15 protein-coding genes are annotated in these 19,592 nt (G+C 72.2%); 13 read left to right on the plus strand and 2 right to left on the minus strand.

From position 1 onward, the window contains the following. Positions 1-22 precede the first annotated feature (22 nt). The 6 genes from BRM1_RS00885 to BRM1_RS00910 all read left to right on the plus strand — a co-directional run bounded on the left by BRM1_RS00885 (position 23) and on the right by BRM1_RS00910 (position 10,144). Positions 23-1,567 carry an ABC transporter permease gene (locus BRM1_RS00885; RefSeq protein WP_160953178.1) on the plus strand — a complete coding sequence of 515 codons (1,545 nt, stop codon included), beginning with the start codon at positions 23-25 and terminating at the stop codon, positions 1,565-1,567. Beyond that, complete coding sequence (locus tag BRM1_RS00890) at positions 1,564-2,691, plus strand: ABC transporter permease (RefSeq protein ID WP_160953177.1); 1,128 nt, start codon at positions 1,564-1,566, stop codon at positions 2,689-2,691. The genes BRM1_RS00885 and BRM1_RS00890 overlap by 4 nt, the downstream gene beginning before the upstream one ends. Beyond that, positions 2,688-4,667, plus strand: a complete 1,980-nt coding sequence (locus BRM1_RS00895; RefSeq protein ID WP_442864334.1) for an ABC transporter ATP-binding protein — start codon at positions 2,688-2,690, stop codon at positions 4,665-4,667. The genes BRM1_RS00890 and BRM1_RS00895 overlap by 4 nt, the downstream gene beginning before the upstream one ends. Before the next feature lie 132 nt (positions 4,668-4,799). Next, a complete protein-coding gene (gene typA / locus BRM1_RS00900) occupies positions 4,800-6,713 on the plus strand; it encodes a translational GTPase TypA (RefSeq protein ID WP_268527219.1) in 1,914 nt (637 codons plus the stop codon). Further along, positions 6,710-8,251: a PIG-L family deacetylase gene (locus BRM1_RS00905; RefSeq protein ID WP_268527221.1), complete on the plus strand. Its 1,542-nt coding sequence runs from the start codon at positions 6,710-6,712 to the stop codon at positions 8,249-8,251. Before typA ends, BRM1_RS00905 begins: the two co-directional genes overlap by 4 nt. Before the next feature lie 111 nt (positions 8,252-8,362). Next, positions 8,363-10,144, plus strand: coding sequence for a VanW family protein (locus BRM1_RS00910; protein WP_268527224.1), 1,782 nt, complete (start codon positions 8,363-8,365; stop codon positions 10,142-10,144). A gap of 84 nt (positions 10,145-10,228) precedes the next feature. Here BRM1_RS00910 and BRM1_RS00915 read toward each other — a convergent pair whose 3' ends face one another. After that, positions 10,229-11,272 (minus strand): GNAT family N-acetyltransferase, encoded by a 1,044-nt coding sequence (locus BRM1_RS00915; RefSeq protein ID WP_268527226.1) that lies wholly within the window; start codon positions 11,270-11,272, stop codon positions 10,229-10,231. 314 nt (positions 11,273-11,586) lie between these two features. On the opposite strand from BRM1_RS00915, the gene fdxA reads away from it, so the two are divergent. The 3 genes from fdxA (at position 11,587) to BRM1_RS00930 (ending at position 14,659) form a co-directional block, all read left to right on the plus strand. Then, entirely contained in the window at positions 11,587-11,913 is a 327-nt protein-coding gene (gene fdxA, locus BRM1_RS00920; protein ID WP_160954219.1) for a ferredoxin, read from the plus strand. A 117-nt stretch (positions 11,914-12,030) separates the two neighbouring features. Next, positions 12,031-13,143 carry a succinyldiaminopimelate transaminase gene (gene dapC / locus BRM1_RS00925; protein WP_268527229.1) on the plus strand — a complete coding sequence of 371 codons (1,113 nt, stop codon included), beginning with the start codon at positions 12,031-12,033 and terminating at the stop codon, positions 13,141-13,143. A gap of 223 nt (positions 13,144-13,366) precedes the next feature. After that, a complete protein-coding gene (locus BRM1_RS00930) occupies positions 13,367-14,659 on the plus strand; it encodes a citrate synthase (RefSeq protein ID WP_160954217.1) in 1,293 nt (430 codons plus the stop codon). A 67-nt stretch (positions 14,660-14,726) separates the two neighbouring features. On the opposite strand, the gene dapD is transcribed toward BRM1_RS00930, so the two are convergent. Next, complete coding sequence (gene dapD / locus BRM1_RS00935) at positions 14,727-15,662, minus strand: 2,3,4,5-tetrahydropyridine-2,6-dicarboxylate N-succinyltransferase (protein ID WP_268527234.1); 936 nt, start codon at positions 15,660-15,662, stop codon at positions 14,727-14,729. Between the two features lie 76 nt (positions 15,663-15,738). On the opposite strand from dapD, the gene BRM1_RS00940 reads away from it, so the two are divergent. The 4 genes from BRM1_RS00940 to BRM1_RS00955 all read left to right on the plus strand — a co-directional run bounded on the left by BRM1_RS00940 (position 15,739) and on the right by BRM1_RS00955 (position 19,552). Further along, on the plus strand, positions 15,739-16,488 hold the full coding sequence (locus tag BRM1_RS00940; RefSeq protein ID WP_268527237.1) for a TIGR00730 family Rossman fold protein: 750 nt from the start codon (positions 15,739-15,741) through the stop codon (positions 16,486-16,488). Then, positions 16,485-17,444, plus strand: coding sequence for a dihydropteroate synthase (gene folP / locus BRM1_RS00945; RefSeq protein WP_160954214.1), 960 nt, complete (start codon positions 16,485-16,487; stop codon positions 17,442-17,444). Before BRM1_RS00940 ends, folP begins: the two co-directional genes overlap by 4 nt. Positions 17,445-17,526: 82 nt before the next feature. After that, positions 17,527-18,021: a DivIVA domain-containing protein gene (locus tag BRM1_RS00950; RefSeq protein WP_160954213.1), complete on the plus strand. Its 495-nt coding sequence runs from the start codon at positions 17,527-17,529 to the stop codon at positions 18,019-18,021. Positions 18,022-18,115: 94 nt separating this feature from the next. Next, positions 18,116-19,552, plus strand: coding sequence for a hypothetical protein (locus BRM1_RS00955; RefSeq protein WP_268527241.1), 1,437 nt, complete (start codon positions 18,116-18,118; stop codon positions 19,550-19,552). Positions 19,553-19,592: the final 40 nt, after the last annotated feature.

Here is a 19,592-nt window from a genome sequence, read left to right on the forward strand (position 1 = left end):
AGGCGTGTCAGAGAGAATCCCTATGATCAAATTCCTCGCCAAGCGGATCGCGTCGTCGGTGCTCGTCCTCATCGTCGTGACGTTCCTGCTCTACGTGCTCACCGACCTCGCCATCGACCCCCTGCAGGAGCTGCGCACCTCGACGTCTCCGAACAAGGAGGCCGACATGGCGGCGCGGACCCAGCAGCTCCACCTCGACGTGCCCTCGCCGCTGCGCTACCTGTGGTGGCTGGGCGGCGTGGGCGGCTGCTTCATCGGCCGCTGCAACCTGGGCTCATCGTGGAAGACCCACCAGACGGTCCTCGACATGCTCCCCGGCGCCGTGGGCACCTCGCTCAAGCTCGTCTTCGCCGCGACGATCGTCGCGATCCTCATCGGCGTGGTCGTGGGCCTCATCTCCGCGCTGCGGCAGTACACGACGTTCGACTACGTCATCACGTTCGTCACGTTCCTCATGTACTCGCTGCCGGTGTTCTGGGTGGCCGTGCTCCTCAAGCAGTACGGCTCCATCAGCTTCAACAACTACCTCCAGCACCCCCGGCCCAACTGGCCGCTCATCATCGTCATCTCGATCGCCGCGGGGCTGTTCTGGATGGGCGCGATGGCGGGCTCGCTGCGCCGGCGGCTCATCAACCTCGCGGCGGCCACGGTCATCACGTTCGCGGCGCTCACCTACGTCTTCACCTCGGGCTGGCTGCAGCACCCCGGCCTGGGGCTCGTGGGCTCGCTCGTCATCGCGCTGGGCGCCGCCGTCCTCGTCACCCACCTGTCGACGGGCCTGAACAACCGCCGCTCCCTCTATGCGGCCCTCACCACGGCCGTGGTCATGGGCGGCGCCGTCTACTACGGGATGCAGTGGTTTTATCACTTCTACAACCCCACGGTGTGGCTCATCGCCCTCCTGACGATCCTCGCGATCGCGGTGGGCGTGGGCATCGGCCTGGCCTTCGGCGGGCCGGACAAGTGGCAGTCGGCCCGCACGGCGGGCATCGTCGCCCTCATCGCCGGCGTCGTCATCTTCATCGACCAGGCCATGCAGTACTGGGCGAAGTACTCGAAGATGTCGCAGATCTCCGGGCGCCCCATCCGTACGATCGGCGCGGGGGAGCCGGGCCTCGAGGGCAACTTCTGGATCCACACGGTGGACAACTACACCCACCTCATCCTGCCGTCGATCGCCCTCATCCTCATCTCGTTCGCCACGTACACGCGCTATACGCGCGGGTCGATGCTCGAGGTGATGAACCAGGACTACATCCGCACCGCACGGGCCAAGGGCCTGAGCGAGCGCACGGTCATCATGCGTCACGCGATGCGCAATGCGCTGCTGCCGCTCGCGGCGGTCGTGCCCGTCGACCTCATGACGATCATCGGCGGCGCGGTCATGACCGAGACCGTCTTCGGCTGGTCGGGGATGGGCAAGATGTTCGCCGACGGCCTGCACCAGGCCGATATCGACCCGATCATGGCCTACATCCTCATCGTCGGCATCCTATCCATCCTCGCGAACGTCGTGGCCGACTTCGTCTACGGAATCCTCGATCCCAGAATTCGGGTGACAGCATGAGCGCACCACTTCAGGACCCCTCCGTCAGCGAGGGCGCACTGCCGGACACGAGCGGCTCGATCGAGGGCCGCGAGACCGCGGGGATGTCGCAGGGCCAGATCGTCCTGCGCAAGTTCCTCCGCCACCAGGGCGCGATGATCAGCCTCGTGCTGCTCATCATCGTCATCGTCTTCTCCTTCACCGCGGTGGGCATGGGCCCGATCCCGGGCTGGTGGAAGTACAACTTCTACAACAGCTCCGACGTCATGAACGGCGGCGCGCCCACGTGGCACCTGTCCAACCCGTTCTCGCTGGGCGAGCACCCGTTCGGCCAGGACGACATCGGCCGCGACAACTTCGCTCGCGTGCTCAAGGGCGTGCAGGTGTCGATCCTCATGATGCTCATCATGGGCGCCACCCTGCTCGTCGTCGGCGTCGTCGTGGGCGCGCTGGCCGGCTACTACCGCGGCTGGGTCGACAACGCGCTCATGCGCGTGACCGACGGCTTCATCATGCTGCCCACGATCGTCGTGGGCGCGATCCTCGGCGTGCTCGCCGGCCACCTCGCCAACCCGCCGCTGCTGGCGTTCGTGCTGGGCCTCATCCTGTGGCCCACCCTGGCACGTCTCGTGCGCGGCGACTTCCTCTCCCTGCGCGAGCGGGAGTTCGTCGACTCGGCCCGCGTGGCCGGGGCCAGCGACTTCCGGATCATGTTCAAGCACATGCTGCCCAACGCCATGGGCGTCGTCATCGTCAACACGACGCTCATGATGAGCCAGGCGATCGTGCTGGAGACGGCGCTGAGCTTCCTGGGCTTCGGTGTCCACGCCCCGGACGTCTCGCTTGGCCAGCTCATCAACGAATACCAGGGCTCGTTCGCCACCCGCCCCTGGCTGTTCTGGTGGCCCGGCCTGTTCATCATCATCGTGGCGCTCGCGGTGAACTTCATCGGCGACGGCCTGCGCGATGCCTTCGACCCGCGCCAGCGCAAGATCCCCTCGGCCCGCAAGATGGCCAGGGCCGACCGCCTGCTGGCGAGCTCCGCGAACCTCGCGGGCCCGTTCACGCCCGGCGGCACGGGAGACGGCAGCACGCGCGGCGAGCGGCGCCGGAGCATCGACGACGAGCGGAAGGACGGCCAGTGAGCACGGCAGAGAACGCGCAGGGCAGCACCGGCGCGCAGGGCAGCACTGGCGCACAGTCCGGCGCCGGCGGCAAGAAGCCGATCCTCACCGTCCGCGGCCTGGGCGTGCGGTTCTGGGTGGGCGACGAGTGGTTCACCGCCGCCGAGGACCTCGACTACACGCTCCATGCCGGCGAGGTGCTGGCGATCGTGGGCGAGTCCGGGTCCGGGAAGTCCCAGTCGTCGATGTCGCTCATCGGGCTGCTGCCGCCCAACGGGCGCGCCAGCGGCTCGGCCAAGCTGGGCGACCGGGAGCTCATCGGGATGCCCCAGGAGCAGATGCGCGGCATCCGGGGCAAGGAGATCTCCGTGATCTTCCAGGAGCCCATGACCGCGCTCAACCCGGTGTACACCGTGGGCTTCCAGATCGTCGAGACGCTGCGCACCCACTTCAACGTGGGCCCGGCGGAGGCCAAGGAGCGCGCGCTCGAGCTCATGCGGCTCGTCGAGATCCCGGACTACGAGCGCCGCTTCGACCATTTCCCCCACCAGCTCTCCGGCGGCCAGCGCCAGCGCATCATGATCGCCCAGGCGCTCGCCTGCGATCCCCACCTGCTCATCGCCGACGAGCCCACAACGGCCCTCGACGTCACGGTCCAGGCGGAGATCCTCAAGCTCATGCGCGACCTGCGCGAGCGGATCGACTCGGGCATCATCCTCATCACCCATGACATGGGCGTGGTGGCGGACATGGCCGATTACATCCTCGTCATGCGCAACGGGCGCGCCGTGGAGGCCGGCACCGCCGCGCAGATCTTCGGCGACCCGCAGCACGACTACACGAAGCAGCTGCTGGCCTCCGTGCCCCACCTGGGCGGCGGCAGCGAGACGACGTTCGGCTCGAGTGCCGAGGACGTCGAGGTCGTCGCCCAGACGCTGGCCGCTGAGCGCGGCGAGGGCCCTGAGGATGCCCCCGCCTCGGGCGCCTCGGCCCCCGCGGGCGGAGCCGCCGGAACCGCGGCCCCCACGGCGGACGGCTCCCACGTCGCAGGCGAGCCCGGAGCATCCGGCGATCAGGCGTGGCGCCCGGCGTCCGTCTCGCTTGACTCGACGGAGACGATCTACCACCCGGGCTCGGAGGCCGAGCTGACGGGCGAGCCCGCCCTGCGGCTGACCGACGCCGCGGTGGAGTACCCGAAGGTGGGCCGCACGCCGGCCTTCCGGGCGGCCCACCACGTCAACCTCACGATCGCCCCTGGCGAGGTCGTGGGACTCGTGGGCGAGTCCGGCTCCGGGAAGACGACGATCGGCCGCGCGGCGCTGGGGCTGCTGCCCGTCGTCGAGGGCACGATCGAGATCAACGGCGTCGACATCACGGGCATGAGCTCGAAGCAGCTGCGCCAGTACCGGCGCGATGTGGGCATCGTCTTCCAGGATCCCGGCTCCTCGCTCAACCCCCGCCTGCCGGTGGGCGAGAGCATCGGGGAGCCGCTCTACCTCCACGACGGGCTCAAGGGCGCCGAGCTGAGCTCCCGGGTGGAGGGCCTGCTCGAATCGGTCGAGCTGCCCACCTCCATGCGCAACCGCTATCCGCACGAGCTCTCCGGCGGCCAGCGCCAGCGCATCGGCATTGCCCGGGCGCTCGCGCTCAAGCCGCGCCTGCTCATCGCCGACGAGCCGACCTCCGCCCTCGACGTCTCCGTCCAGGCGAAGGTCCTGGCGCTGTTCAGCCAGCTCCAGGAGGAGTACGGCTTCGCCAGCCTCTTCATCACCCACGACCTCGCGGTCGTGGAGATGCTGTCGAACCGGGTCGCGGTCATGCGCCACGGCTACCTCGTGGAGGTGGGCCCCTCGAGCGACATCGTGTCCCACCCGGTCCACCCGTACACCCAGCGGCTCATCGCGGCCGTGCCCGTGCCGGACCCCGACGAGCAACGCCGCCGCCGCGAGGCGCGCGATGCGATGCTCGTCGCGGCCAGCGAGGACCTCGCCGGCTGAGGCGCGGGGCAGCGGCGGCGCGGGTCCGGCTGGGCGAATCCCGGCGGGCCCCTATACTGGTGGGGTTGGGCGCGCCTGCCGCGCCGTCTTCGCGGCGCCCCGCCGCCTCTGCCTCATCCAGTAAGGGAATCGATGACTGACAATTCTTCGCGCCGTTCCGACCTCCGCAACGTGGCCATCGTCGCGCACGTCGACCACGGCAAGACCACGCTCGTGGACGCCATGCTGCGCCAGACGGGCGTGTTCGGCGACCACGGCGAGGTCGCGGACCGCGTCATGGACTCCGGCGACCTGGAGCGCGAGAAGGGCATCACGATCCTCGCGAAGAACACCTCGGTGCTCTACAACGGCCCCTCGGCCGGGGACCAGCCCATCGTCATCAACGTCATCGACACCCCGGGCCACGCCGACTTCGGCGGCGAGGTGGAGCGCGGCCTGTCCATGGTCGACGGGGTCGTCCTCCTCGTCGACGCCTCCGAGGGCCCGCTGCCCCAGACCCGCTTCGTGCTGCGCAAGGCGCTGGCCGCGAAGCTGCCGGTCATCCTCGTCATCAACAAGACCGACCGCCCCGACGCGCGCATCGACGAGGTCGTCGAGGAGACTCAGGACCTGCTCCTGGGCCTGGCCAGCGACCTGTCCGAGGACCACCCGGACCTCGACGTCGACGCGGTGCTCGACGTCCCCACGGTCTACGCCGCCGCGAAGGTGGGTGCCGCCTCCACGACCCAGCCCGCCGACGGCGACGCGCCTGCCAATGACAACCTCGAGCCGCTCTTCGCCACGATCCTCGAGCACATCCCGGCCCCGGAGATCAACGACGACGACGTCCTCCAGGCCCACGTGACGAACCTCGACGCCTCGCCGTTCCTGGGCCGCCTCGCGCTCCTGCGCATCTACGGCGGCACCCTGCGCAAGGGCGCCCAGGTGGGCTGGGCGAAGTCCGACGGCACGATCGCGCAGGCGAAGGTCTCCGAGCTCCTCGAGACGCAGGGCCTCAAGCGCGTGCCCGCGGAGTCCGCGCAGGCCGGCGACATCGTCGCGATCGCGGGCATCCCGGAGATCATGATCGGCGATACGATCACCGACCTCGAGAACCCCAAGCCCATGCCGCCCATCACGGTGGACGAGCCCGCGATCTCCATGACGGTGGGCATCAACACCTCACCGCTGGCCGGCCGGGAGAAGAACACGAAGGTCACGGCCCGCATGGTCAAGGACCGCCTCGACCAGGAGCTCGTGGGCAACGTCTCGCTGCGCGTGCTGCCCACCGAGCGCCCCGATGCGTGGGAGGTCCAGGGCCGCGGCGAGCTGGCACTGGCCATCCTCGTCGAGCAGATGCGCCGCGAGGGCTTCGAGCTCACCGTCGGCAAGCCGCAGGTCGTCACCCGCGAGATCGACGGAGTCCTCTCCGAGCCCATGGAGCACATGACGATCGACGTCCCCGAGGAGCACCTGGGCGCCGTCACCCAGCTCATGGCCGCGCGCAAGGGCAGCATGGAGACCATGTCGAACCACGGCACCGGCTGGGTGCGCATGGAGTTCAAGGTCCCCGCCCGCGGGCTCATCGGCTTCCGCACCCGCTTCCTCACCGAGACCCGCGGCACCGGCATCGCCAACTCCATCAGCGCGGGCTACGCCCCGTGGGCCGGCGCGATCGAGTTCCGCACCGCGGGCTCCATGGTCGCCGACCGCGCCGGCGTCGTGACCCCCTACGCCATGATCAACCTGCAGGAGCGCGGCACGTTCTTCGTCGAGCCCACCAGCGAGGTCTACGAGGGCCAGGTCGTGGGTGAGAACTCGCGCGCCGATGACATGGACGTCAACATCACGAAGGAGAAGAAGCTGACGAACATGCGCTCGTCGACGGCGGACACCTTCGAGAACCTCACGCCGCCGCGCAGGCTCACGCTCGAGGAGAGCCTCGAGTTCGCCAACGACGACGAGTGCGTCGAGGTCACGCCCGGCGCCGTGCGCATCCGCAAGGTCGCGCTCGACGCGAAGGAGCGCCAGAAGCTGTTCAACGCGCGCCGCCGCCAGAACGCATGAGCGCTGCCGCCCGCAGCGGCCCGGTGCGCGCGCTGTTCGTCCACGCCCATCCGGACGACGAGTCGATCACGACGGGCGGCACGATGGCCCAGCTCGTGGACGCGGGCGCCCAGGTCACGCTGCTCACCGCCTCGCGCGGGGAGGGCGGCGAGGTGATCGGCGCCGCGCACCAGCACCTCGAGGGCGATCGCGCGGGCCTGGCCGCGCACCGCGAGGGGGAGCTGGCCCGCGCGATGGCGGCGCTCGGGGTGGCCGATCACCGCTTCCTCGCCCCCGTGGCCGGCCGCTTCGAGGACTCCGGCATGGAGTGGGGCCCCGATGGCCACGCCCGGGCCCCGCGGCACATGCCCCCCGGCGCCCTGTGCCGCGCACCCGCCGAGGCGCCCGCCGCGCTCATCCGCGCGGTCGTCGAGGAGATCCGCCCGCACCTCGTCATCACGTACGCCGCCGATGGCGGCTACGGCCACCCGGACCACCGGCGCGTCCACGAGGCGGTCGTGGCCGCGCTCGCGGGCCTGCGCGGGCGCATCGAGCCCACGCTGCTCTTCGTCGAGACCCCGGCCGAGGCCGTGGCCGCCGCGTTCGATCCGACACGGCCCGGGTTCGAGCTCACCGGCTTCGACCCCGCCCCGGCGCCCGCGAACTTCCCGGCGCAGGCGCCCATCGCGGTCGCCCAGGACGTCTCCGCCGTGCTGGGGCGCAAGGCCATGGCGATGGCCGCCCACGCCACCCAGATCACCGTCGCAGGTGAGTTCTTCGCGCTCTCGAACAACCTGGGCCAGGCGATCGGCGCCGTCGAGTACTTCTCCCACGCCGCCTACCCGGGGCCCGAGCCCATGCCCGGCGCGCCGTACGCCTCCGTCCTCGACGTCGCCGCCCCGGACGCGGCGGTCGGAGGGGATTTCGCAGAGCGCGGGGCCGAGACCGAGCGCGGGGCCGCACCGGACCTGGCCGCCGGTCCGCGCGGCGCAGCGGGCACCGGGGCCTCGGCCGCGGCCGAGGGGCCGGCCGGGGCCGCCGGCGCCGGAGGCGGCGCAGCGGCTGGAAGCGCCGGCGGGGCCGGGCACGGCGCCACGGGGGCCGAGCCCGCCGCGGATCCAGCTGAACCCGAGGCCTCCGCCGCCGCGCCGCGCCCAGCCGGGCGCCCGCGGCTGAGCCCCTGGGCGGTCATCCACACGCTGCTCGTCGCGGTGCTCGTGGCCTTCCTCGGCACCATGCAGCACCTCAACGCCACCGCGGTGAGCCTCGGGGGCCAGCAGCTCGTCCTCCCCTGGGGGCTCGTGCTCGCCCTGGCCCTGGCCGCCGCGGCGATGTGGCACGTCTCCGTGCTCTACCGCTCGACGATGCTCCTGGTCGTCACCGCGGTCATCATCTCGCTGGGCTCGTTCGCGCTGGGCCAGCCGGGCCTGCTGCCCGGGCACGACCTGCTCGTCGTCAACACGCTGCGCTCCGTGGGATGGCTCTTCGGGCCCATGCTCATCGCCGCGGTGCTCGCGTTCGCCCTGCCCTCGCTCAAGCGGCGGCCCGCCCGCCCCTGAGCGCCCCTGGGCACACCGCCCGAGCCCCGGGCGCGCACCGGGCCCGGGCCCCGCACCCGCCGCGGTGCCGGCCCTCCCCGCCGACCTTCCCCGCAGCCAAGAGGAGACCCTGTGCCAGCCAGCCGGCAGCCGCACCGCAAGCCGAAGCCGACACCCGCAGCGACGACCACGCGGAAGTCCGCGCGGAAGTCGGTGCACCCCGCGGCGACCCGTCGGGCGGGCACACGAGCCGCCCTCATCGCCGGCATCGTGCTGGCACTCCTGTTCGGCGCCTACGCCGCCGCCGCGGCCCTGAGCGGGCGCACGATTCCCCACGGCACCTCGGTGGCGGGTGTCGACGTGGGCAGCAAGAGCCGCGCCGAGGCCGCTGCCGCGCTGCGCGCGGGCCTGGACAAGCGGGCGAGCAAGCCGGTCGAGCTCACCGCCGCGCAGGGCGAGCGCACCGCGCGCACCCAGCTCAAGCCGGCCGACGCCGGGCTGGCCCCGGACATCGACGGCACCGTCGACGCTCTGCTGGGCTTCACCCTGGACCCCCGCATCGTGGTGCCCCGCCTCCTGGGCGGCAGCGAGCGGCCCGTGGACATCGCCGCCGATGACCATGCGCTGACCACCGCCTCGGACGCCGCCGCGAAGAAGCTCAGCGCGGCGCCCACCGACGCGGCCCTCACCGTGACGGGCTCCACGACCCACGTGAAGAAGGCGGCCACCGGGATCGAGGCCGATGGCGCCGCGGTGCGCTCGGCACTGCGCACCGGCTGGCTGCGCGAGGAGCGCCTGCGCGTGGCCTCCGAGGCTGCGGACCCGCAGGTGAGCACGGCAGACGCGCAGGAGGCACAGCGCTCCCTGGCCGAGCCGGCCCTGTCCAAGCCCCTCGTCCTCACCGTCCGCGGCTCCGGGCAGGAATCCCGCGTGACGGTGCGCCCGGCCCAGCTCGCCGCCGCGCTGTCGTTCCCGGCCAAGGACGGCGCGCTCACCCGCAGCATCGACGCGAAGAGGCTGCACGCGGCGATCGCGAAGAAGGACTCCACCCTGGGCACCGCGGCGCGCGATGCGAGCTTCCGCATGTCCGGCGGTGCCCCGGTGGTCGTGCCCGCCCGCAGCGGCACGACCGTCGAGCCGAAGGCACTCGTTGCGGGCGTCGAGCACGCGGTCGGCGCGGCCAACCGCACCGCCGCCGTCACCCGCACCGTGCAGGAGCCGGAGTTCACCACGGCGGATGCGAAGAAGGCCGATGTCTCCCAGGTCGCGTCCGAGTTCCACACCCCCTACAACTCGGAGCCGGCGCGCGACGCGAACCTGCGCACCGCCGCGCGGAAGGTCACGGGCACCGTCGTCATGCCCGGCAAGCGGTTCAGCCTCAACGACACCCTGGGCGAGCGCACCGCGGCCAACGGCTACCGCAAGGCGGGCGTCATCTCCGGTGGCGAGATGAAGGAGGACTACGGCGGCGGCGTCTCACAGGTCTCTACGACGCTGTTCAACGCCGCGTTCTTCGCCGGCTTCGAGCTCAACGAGCACCAGGCGCACTCGCGCTACATCTCGCGCTATCCGGAGGGCCGCGAGGCCACCCTGGACTGGCGCTCGATCGACATGGCCTTCACGAACACGACGAAGTCCCCGGTGGTGCTCGCGATGGACGTCTCCGGCGGCAGGGTCACCGCCCAGGTCTTCGGCACGCGGGCCTACGACGTCAAGGCCGAGTCGTCCGGACGGTTCAACCGGACCTCACCGGGGACCAAGCAGGGCTCGGGGTCGACCTGCAGGCCGCAGTCGCCCAAGGGCGGCTGGTCGATCACGATCAAGCGGACCATGACCGAGAAGGCCACCGGGCGCACCACCCGGGACCAGTTCACCACCGTCTACGCGCCCGTCACCGGGATCACCTGCCGCTGAACCCGGTCTCGGGCGGGCACTGGGCCGGTTGGGTGCTGGGCCGGGCGGGCACTCAGCTGGGTGGGTGCTGGGCCGGGTGAGTGCTCAGCTGCGGCGGGCGAACCAGTACCGGTGGTGCTCGGCGAAGCCCAGCTGGGAGAACAGCCCCAGGGATGGCGCATTGGCGCCCTCGACCTCGGCCATGAGCGAGCGCACACCCTGCCGGGCCGCGAGGCTGGCCGCCGCCTGGACGAGGGCGCGGCCGGCGCCCCGGCGGCGCAGCGCCTCATCGATTACGAGGTTGGACACGACCCCCCACTTCTGGGCGATGGCCAGGCGGACCGTCCCCACGAGGCTCTTCGAGCCGTCCGGGTGCTCGGCGATGGCGGAGACGATCGTGAACCGCTCCGGGCTGCGGATCAGCGCCGCGAAGTCCGCGTGCCCCTCGCTGCCCTCGCCCTCCGCAGGCCGGCCCCACGCATCGAAGTGGGGGCGGTGGGCGTCATCGGAGACGACGATCGCCAGGCCAGCTGGCACCTCGGCGGAGCCCGCGGCCTCCTTCGCATCCGCGGTGAGCGCCAGCGTGGGCCCCGAGGGCGCGAAGCCGCGCTCGCGGAAGATCGCGCCGAGCGGCTCGCAGCTGGGCGCCAGCGCGCCCTCGACGGTGGAGAAGATCTGGACGGCCGGCGGCAGCGAGCGGTCCGCGTACCAGCGCTGCGCGATGTCGAGCGCCTCGGCGGGCTCGATGCCCGGCGCGGTGAGCGGCAGCGCGCTGTTGGCGCGCTGCGAGACCCCGTGCGCCGCGCGCAGCAGCCAGCCCGACTGGACATCGGAGGCGGACTCGGAGGCCTCCGCCCGCAGATTGTCGGCGTTGAGCCAGACTGCATCGGCCGGCAGCCAGACCGCCGCGGAGATCCGGCGCAGGTCCTCGGGGGAGACCACCCGGTGCAGGCGCCCGGGCTGGGTGGGGGCCGGCGGCATCTCGTGGACGACCTCGATCGCGGCGACGGGAATCTCGACCCGGCCGCGGCCCGTGTCCATGATGACCCGCTGGTCGTCCGCCGCGGCCACGGTGCCCAGCGCATCCGTGGTCTGCCCGTCCGCACCGTAGCGGATGACGAGGCGCTGGCCGGGGCGGGGAGTGGTCATGGGATACCTCGTGATTCGCGTGGCGGGCCGGGGCGGCCGCTGTGTCCGAGCGCACGGCGCGGGCACCGCGTCAGCCCTTCCCCCTACCCTATGAGGGAGTACCCTGGTGGGAGTGCATTTGGACCGCGATGCGCGCCGTGCGGCCGCAGGGCTCCCTGTGCCGGGTTCGCCTGCCGCGGACCCGCTCGGATGCTCGGCGACGACGCGGTGGTCCCGGTGAGCCGCTGCGGCCGCCGGCGAGCAGCCGCTCGCGGGTCCGGCCCGCACCCCGCCGCGGCAGCGCACGAGCCGACTTCGACCGAGGAGACCTGGAAGTGACCTACGTCATCGCGCAACCGTGCGTGGATGTGAAGGACAAGGCCTGCATCGACGAATGCCCCGTCGACTGCATCTACGAGGGCGAGCGCTCGCTCTACATCCACCCCGATGAGTGCGTGGACTGCGGGGCGTGCGAGCCCGCCTGCCCCGTCGAGGCCATCTACTACGAGGACGATGTGCCGGAGGAGTGGTCCGAGTACTACACGGCCAACGTCGACTTCTTCGATGAGCTGGGCTCCCCGGGCGGGGCCGCGAAGCTGGGCAACACCGGCACGGACCACCCGATGATCGCCGCGCTGCCCCCGCAGAACCAGGACGACTGAGGCGACCCGCCCGCGGGGCTGGGGGGCCGTGAGGCCTGCGCACCCGTGCTCCTCCCGTCCATCCGCAGACCCCAACCCATCCGCAGACCTCCCGCCCATCCGCAGAAGGGAACCACGATGACCGGCTTCGGACTCGGACTGGCCGAATACCCGTGGGAGCTGCTGGCCCCCTACCGCGCCCGCGCGCAGGAGCGCGGCCCCGTGTGCGACCTGTCGATCGGCACGCCGGTCGATCCCACCCCTCCCGTCATCCGCGAGGCGCTGGCCGCGGCCGCGGACTGGCCCGGCTACCCGCAGACGGCGGGCACCCCGGAGCTGCGCGAAACGATCGCCGACTGGTACCGCGCCTGGCACGGGGTCGAGCTCGACCCGCACACCCAGGTCATCCCGAGCGTCGGGTCCAAGGAGTTCATCGCGCTCCTGCCCCTCTTTGCCGGGCTGCGCCAGCGCGGCCTGGCGCTGGCCGGCCCCTCGGTCGGCTACCCGACCTATGAGATGGGTGCGGAGCTCGCCGGAGTCGACTATGTGCGCCTCGACGCCGAGGCGGTGGCGGGGGGCGCCTCGCTGGCCGGGATCGGTCTGCTCTGGCTCAACACGCCGGGCAATCCCTCCGGTGCGGTGCTCGCTGCGGACCTCATGCGCGATGCGGTGGCGGCGGCGCGCGCTGCGGGGGTCGTCGTCGCCAGCGACGAGTGCTACGGCCTGCTCAACTGGGCGGGTCCCGCGCCCGCGCCCTCCGTGCTCTCCCGTGCGGTGGTGGGCGACGACCACACCGGCGTGCTGAGCGTGTACTCGATGTCGAAGGAATCCAACCTCGCCGGCTACCGCGCGGCCTTCGCCGCGGGCGACCCGCAGCTCATCGCCGACCTCACGAACTCCCGCAAGCACGCGGGACTCATCGTGCCCGGCCCGGTCCAGGCGGCCATGGTGGCCGGCCTGCGCGACCAGGACCACGTCCGCGCGCAGAAGGACGCCTATCGGCGCCGCCGCGCGGTGCTCGAGCCCGCGGTCCGCGCGTTCGGGCTGCGCATCGACGACTCCGAGGCGGGCCTCTACCTGTGGTCCACGGCGGGGGAAGACTGCTGGACCACGATCGGCCGGCTCGCCGACCTCGGCATCATCGCCGCCCCCGGCATCTTCTACGGTGAGGCCGGGTCCCAGCACGTGCGGATCGCGCTCACCGCCCCGGACGACGTCATCGCCGCGGCGGCCGAGCGCCTGCGCGGCTGAGGGCCCTCCCCATACCGGAGCCCGTGCGGCACGGGCGCCCGCGCACCGTGCTCGCCCGCGCCTCGGCGACGGCGGGCGCACGGTGCGCGGGCACAGGATGCCCTGCTCACCGCCGGGTTTAGAGTTGGGCGCCAACAGCCTGTACGCTCTGATGTGACTGTTAAACAACGCTCACGGTTCTCTTGAGATGCAGGAGTGCCTGGGGGAAACGCTGAGGAGAGACATGGCAGCTGACGGTGTCCTGCGGGTCGACGATCACGAGTACGAACTCCCCGGGGTGCCCTCGGCCGAAGGCATGGAGGGGCTGCGGATCGGCTCCCTGCTCAAGGACACCGGCAAGGTGACCTACGACCCGGGTTTCGCCAACACCGCCAACGCCTCCTCGGCCGTGACCTACATCGACGGTGACGAGGGGATCCTGCGCTACCGCGGCTACCCCATCGAGCAGCTCGCGGAGAAGTCCACGTTCGTCGAGGTCAGCTACCTGCTCATCTACGGTGAACTGCCCACGCAGACCCAGCTCGACGAATTCGACGCCCGCCTGCGTCGCCACACGATCGTCCACGAGGACCTGCGCCGCTTCTTCCAGGCATTCCCCCTCGACGCGCACCCCATGCCCATGGTCTCCGCAGCGATCAACGCGATGTCGACGTTCTACCAGGACAGCCTCTCCGTCTTCGACGAGGAGCAGATCGACCTGTCGACCGCGCGCCTGCTCGCGAAGATGCCGACGATCGCCGCGCTGGCCCACCGCAAGAACCAGGGCCTGCCGGTCGTCCACCCGGACAACTCGCTGGGCCTGGTCGAGAACTTCCTGCGCGTGAACTTCGGCTTCCCGTCCGAGCCCTACGAGGTCGACCCCCTCAAGGCGAAGGCGCTCGACCAGCTCTTCATCCTCCACGCCGACCACGAGCAGAACTGCTCGACCTCGACCGTGCGCCTCGTGGGCTCGTCGCAGGCGAACCTCTACCAGTCGATCGCGGCGGGCATCAACGCCCTGTCCGGCCCGCTGCACGGCGGCGCGAACTCCGCGGTGCTGGAAATGCTCGAGGGCATCAAGGACTCCGACGACGGCGCCAAGAAGTACATGGAGCGGGTGAAGAACAAGGAGAAGGGCGTGCGCCTCATGGGCTTCGGCCACCGGGTGTACAAGAACTACGACCCGCGCGCCGCCATCATCAAGGGCACGACCCACGATCTGCTCGAGAAGTTCGGCGGCGACGACGAGCTGCTCGACCTGGCCCTCAGCCTCGAGGAGATCGCGCTGGCCGACGACTACTTCGTCGAGCGCCGCCTCTACCCGAACGTCGACTTCTACACCGGCCTCATCTACAAGGCGATGGGCTTCCCGACCAACATGTTCACCGTGCTGTTCGCGGTGGGGCGCCTGCCGGGCTGGATCGCCCAGTGGCGCGAGATGATCGATGACCCGGAGACGAAGATCGGCCGCCCCCGCCAGATCTACACGGGGGCCACGGAGCGCGGCTACGTCCCCATGGACGAGCGCTCGAACTGACGCAGACGGCAGACGGCCGGCGGGACCCCTGGGGTCTCGCCGGCCGTCTGCCGTCTGGGCGCGGGCCTCAGTGCAGGTCGGGGTTGAGCGAGATGCCCGCCTCGCGGGGCAGCGCCTCGACCGCGCCGGTCGTCGAATTGCGGCGCAGGAGCATGTTGGACCGGCCGGACAGCTGCGAGGCCTTCACCACCGTTCCGCCCTCCTCCGGCAGGCTCACGCGGGTGCCGGCCGTGACGTAGAGCCCGGCCTCCACGACGCAGTGATCGCCCAGCGAGATGCCCACGCCCGCGTTCGCGCCCAGCAGCGTGCCCGCCCCGATCGTGATCTTCGCCTTGCCCCCGCCGGAGAGCGTGCCCATGATCGAGGCGCCGCCGCCGATGTCCGTGCCGTCGCCCACGACGACGCCCTGGGAGATGCGGCCCTCGACCATCGCGGCGCCCAGCGTGCCCGCGTTGAAGTTCACGAAGCCCTCGTGCATGACGGTGGTGCCCGGTGCCAGGTAGGCGCCCATCCGCACGCGGTCGGCGTCCGCGATCCGCACACCCGAGGGCACGACGAAGTCCGTCATCCGGGGGAACTTGTCGACGCCGTAGACGCTGAGCTGGCCGTCGGCCAGGAGCGCGGCGCGCGTGGCCTCGAAGCCCTCCGGGGAGCAGGCCCCGCGCGAGGTCCACACGACGTTGGCCAGCGTGGCGAAGATGCCGTCGAGGTTGAGGTCGTTGGGGCGCACGAGGCGGTGGGAGAGCGCGTGCAGGCGCAGGTAGGCATCCGCGGCGTCCGCGGGCGCGGCGTCCAGGTCGATCGTCGTGGTCACGACCGTCGCCGTGGTGCCGCGCGCCTCGTCGGCGCCCGCCAGGGCGCTCAGATCGGGGGCGAGGGTCTGCGCCGCGGCGAGCGCGTCGTCGGCGCTCTGCCCCAGGGTGGGGGCGGGGAACCAGACGCTGAGGACGGTGTCGGCGAACGAGGTGGCCACTCCGGTGGCCGCGGCGAAGCGTGAAGTCATGCGCCCAGCCTAGCGGGCGGTACGCTGAGGCCATGACCCCCATCCAGGCCAGGCGGATGCCCGCCGGAGGCCGCCGATGAGCGCCGGCGGCAGCACCTACGACAAGGGGCCGGTGCGCCTGCGCCGCTCCCAGATCCCCGCGACGACGACGGACCAGCGGCTGCTCGACGAGCGGGGGAGCACCGACTGGGTGCACGAGGACCCGTGGCGCGTCATGCGCATCCAGGCGGAGTTCGTCGAGGGCTTCGGCTCGTTGGCGGAGCTGGGGCCCGCGGTGTGCATCTTCGGCTCCGCCCGCATCCGCCCCGAGGAGCCCGCCTACGCTGCCGCCGAGGAGGTGGCCCGGGGGCTCGTCGCCAGCGGCTACGCGGTCATCACGGGCGGCGGGCCCGGCATCATGGAGGCCGGCAACCGGGGCGCGTGCGAGTCGGGCGGGCTGTCCGTGGGCCTGGGCATCGAGCTGCCCTTCGAGTCCGGCATCAACGAGTACGTGGACCTGGGGATCAACTTCCGCTACTTCTTCGTGCGCAAGACGATGTTCCTCAAGTACTCGCAGGGCTACGTCTTCATGCCCGGCGGCTTCGGCACGCTCGATGAGCTCTTCGAGGCCCTCACCCTCGTCCAGACCGGCAAGATCACCCGCTTCCCGATCGTGCTCATGGGCACCGACTTCTGGGCGGGGCTCGTGGACTGGCTGCGCGAGACCCTGCTGGCGCGCGGCACGATCTCCCCGCGCGACCTCGACCTCTTCTGGGTGACCGACTCCCCGGCGGAGGCCGTCGCGCACATCGCGGCGGGCATCGGGCCCAGCTCGCCCATCGGATGAGGCAGGGCAGCCAGGCCGGGTCGGACGCACCCGCGGGCGGGGAGGGCGCGGGGCAGCCCGCAGGGCCCGAACCGGGCGCCCGGGCCGTCTTCGAGCTCGGAGCCGTGCGCGCCGGGCCGCTGCGCCCCGTCGTCATGGCGGTGGTGAATCGCTCCGCGGACTCCTTCTACGCGTCCTCGGCCACCGCCGCCGAGGCCGTGGCGGCCTGCGCGCGCGCCGCGCGGGAGGGCGCGGGCATCGTCGACATCGGGGGAGTGCGCGCCGGGCGCGGCCCCGCCGTGTCCGCGGCCGAGGAGATCGACCGCGTGTGCCCCGTCGTCGAGGCCGTCGCCGCGGAGCTGCCCGACCTCGTCATCAGCGTCGACACGTACCGCCACGAGGTCGCCGAGGCGGCCGCGCGGGCCGGGGCACGGCTGCTCAACGACACGTGGGCCGGCCACGACCCCCGCGTGGCGCAGGTCGCCGGGGCCCACGGCATCGGCCTCGTGTGCTCCCACACCGGGGGCCTCGAGCCGCGCACGGACGCCCACCGCAACCGCTACGGGCTGTGCGCGGCAGACCTCCTCGATGACGTCGAGGAGGGGCTGGCGGGGCTCGTCGCGGCTGCGCGGGCCGCCGGGGTGGCGCCCGGCCGTATCCTCATCGACCCCACCCCGGACTTCGGGAAGAACACCTACCAGTCGCTTGAGGTCATGCGGGCACTCCCGCGGCTGTGCGCGGGGGAGCTGCCGGTGCTGCTCGCGATCTCGCGCAAGGACTTCATCGGCGAGGCCGCGGGCGTGGCCGATCCCGCCGACCGGCTGCCCGCCACCATCGCGGCCACGGCCCTGGCCATCGACGCGGGGGTTGCGGTCATCCGGACCCACGATGCGGCGGCCACGGTCCAGGCCATCGACACGGTGCTCGCGGTGCGCGGCATCCGGCCCCCGCGCACCGCGGTGCGCGGGCTCGTCTAGCGCTGCGCCCGGCCGCCCGGTGCCGCGGGGCGCGCCCGGCGGCCTCCGGAGCGGCGCCGAGCGCCTGTGACACACTGGGCCCATGCCTGTGTGGATCGTCGTCGGAGTGTGCGCCGCCGTCTTCGTCATGGTCATCGCCGTGGCCGGCTCCTTCAACCTGTTCAACGGCGGCATGCCCGCCGCCTCGGAATCCGAGCCGCGCCCCGGCCTGCCCGCAGACTTCGCCGCCGCGGACATCGCCCAGCTGCGGTTCTCCCCGGCCCTGCGCGGCTACCGGCCCGACGAGGTCGATGCCGCGCTCGACGCACTGCACGACCGGATCGCCCAGCTCGAGGCCGGCCGGGAGCCGGCCGCCGGGGCAGACGGGGTCGAGGAGCCCGTGGGCCAGGCCGCCGGCGAGCCGGGTGCCGAGCCCGCCGCCGAGCCCGAGGGGACTCGCGGTGCCGCCGCCGAGCTCGGCGATCCGTCCGAGCCCGCTGCCCCGGCAGACGCGGACATCCTGGCTCAGGTGCACGACCCGGCCGAGCCGATGATGCGATCGAGCCGAGCGGTCGACGCGAACCCGCCGCCCCTGTGACCGCTGAGCCCGAGTCTGAGCCCGAATCCGCGGGCGCCGCAGACGGCGCCGAGACCCCGCGCCGCACCTCGGGTGCGGCCGGCGAAAGCTGAGCATGCCCCACGACGTACCCAGGACCTTCCCCGCGCCGGACGGCGCTGCCGAACGCGAAACCGGCCGCGCGCAGGCGAGCCCGCCGGCCGCAGCGCAGGCTGAGCCGGCGGCCGCGGGCGAGCGGCCCGCGGTCGGCGGTGCAGCCGGCGGTGAGCGGCCGACCGAGCGCACGGCCGCCGCGCACACGGCCGGCACGGCCGCCCACACGGCGGCGACGACCGCCGCCGACGTCGCGCAGCCCCACCTGCCCGGTTTCCTCTCGCGCCCCGGCCTCAACGCCGCCGCGCGCCAGATGCTCCTGCTGCCCGTCTGGCTGCAGGCGCTGGCCGTCTACCTCGTCACCCGCATCCTCACGCTGGGGATCATGGGCGCGGTGGTCCGCACCCAGGTCGCCTCGCCCTGGACCACCGGCGCGACCACCTCGCTGAACGACTTCCTCAACTTCTGGGACGCGGGCTGGTACCAGCGCATCGCCGACGAGTGGTACCCCTCGCAGCTGCCGCTCACGGAGACCGGCGACGTCGCGCAGAACCAGTGGGCCTTCTACCCGCTGCACCCGCTGCTCGTGCGCGATGTGCAGTTCCTGCTGCCGCTGGACTACCGGGTCATCTCGCCCATCCTCTCGATGGTCTTCGCCGCGATCGCCGCGATCCTCATCCTCCACCTGTTCCGACTGCACTCGAGCCCGGGCCGCGCGCTGACGGGCCTGGCCTTCGTCTTCACGTTCCCGGCCTCGCCCGTCCTCATGACCGGCTATGCCGAGGCGCTCACGCTCATGCTGCTCGCGGCGGCGCTGCTGCTCGTCGTGCGGCGGCGCTACCTGCTCGCCCTGCCGATCGTCGTCCTGCTCGACCTCAGCCGGCCGATCGGCGTCGCGTTCTCGTTCTTCATGCTCGTCCACCTCATCGGCCGCATCCGGCGCCGGCGGACGGACCCGTATCCGCCCGCCGAGGTCGTGCGCTCGTGGGCGCTGGGCGTGGGCTCGTGCGCCGCCGCGCTCATCCAGCCCGCCTATGCGTGGATCGCGACGGGATCGCCCACCGCCTACACGGACACGGAGGCCGCCTGGACCGGCCACTCGAAGATCCTCCTCCAGTGGGTGGACCGCGCCGAGGGCCTCGTCGGCGGCTTCGGCATCCCCCTGCTCCTCGTCACGGTCGCGCTGTTCGTCGGCGCGATCCTCAGCCCGGCCGGCGCCGCGATGGGCCGCGTGTGCCGGCAGTTCACCCTGGCCTACGGCGTCTACCTGCTGCTGTTCTTCACGCCCCAGACCTCCACCCTGCGCCTCATGCTGCCCATGTTCCCCTTCGCGCTCATCCTCGCCCAGTCCCGGTCGTGGACGGCGCGATTCGCGATCCTCACCGCCTCGATCGTCTTCCAGATCGTCTGGGTCGCCTACCTGTGGAAGTTCACCCCGCCCGCGGACTTCCCGCCGTGAGCCGGCGCCCGCGGGGCGCAGCGCGCGGTGCTTCGCGGAC

The sequence above is a fragment of the Brevibacterium sp. BRM-1 genome, assembly GCF_026802075.1.
Lineage (GTDB): Bacteria > Actinomycetota > Actinomycetes > Actinomycetales > Brevibacteriaceae > Brevibacterium > Brevibacterium rongguiense.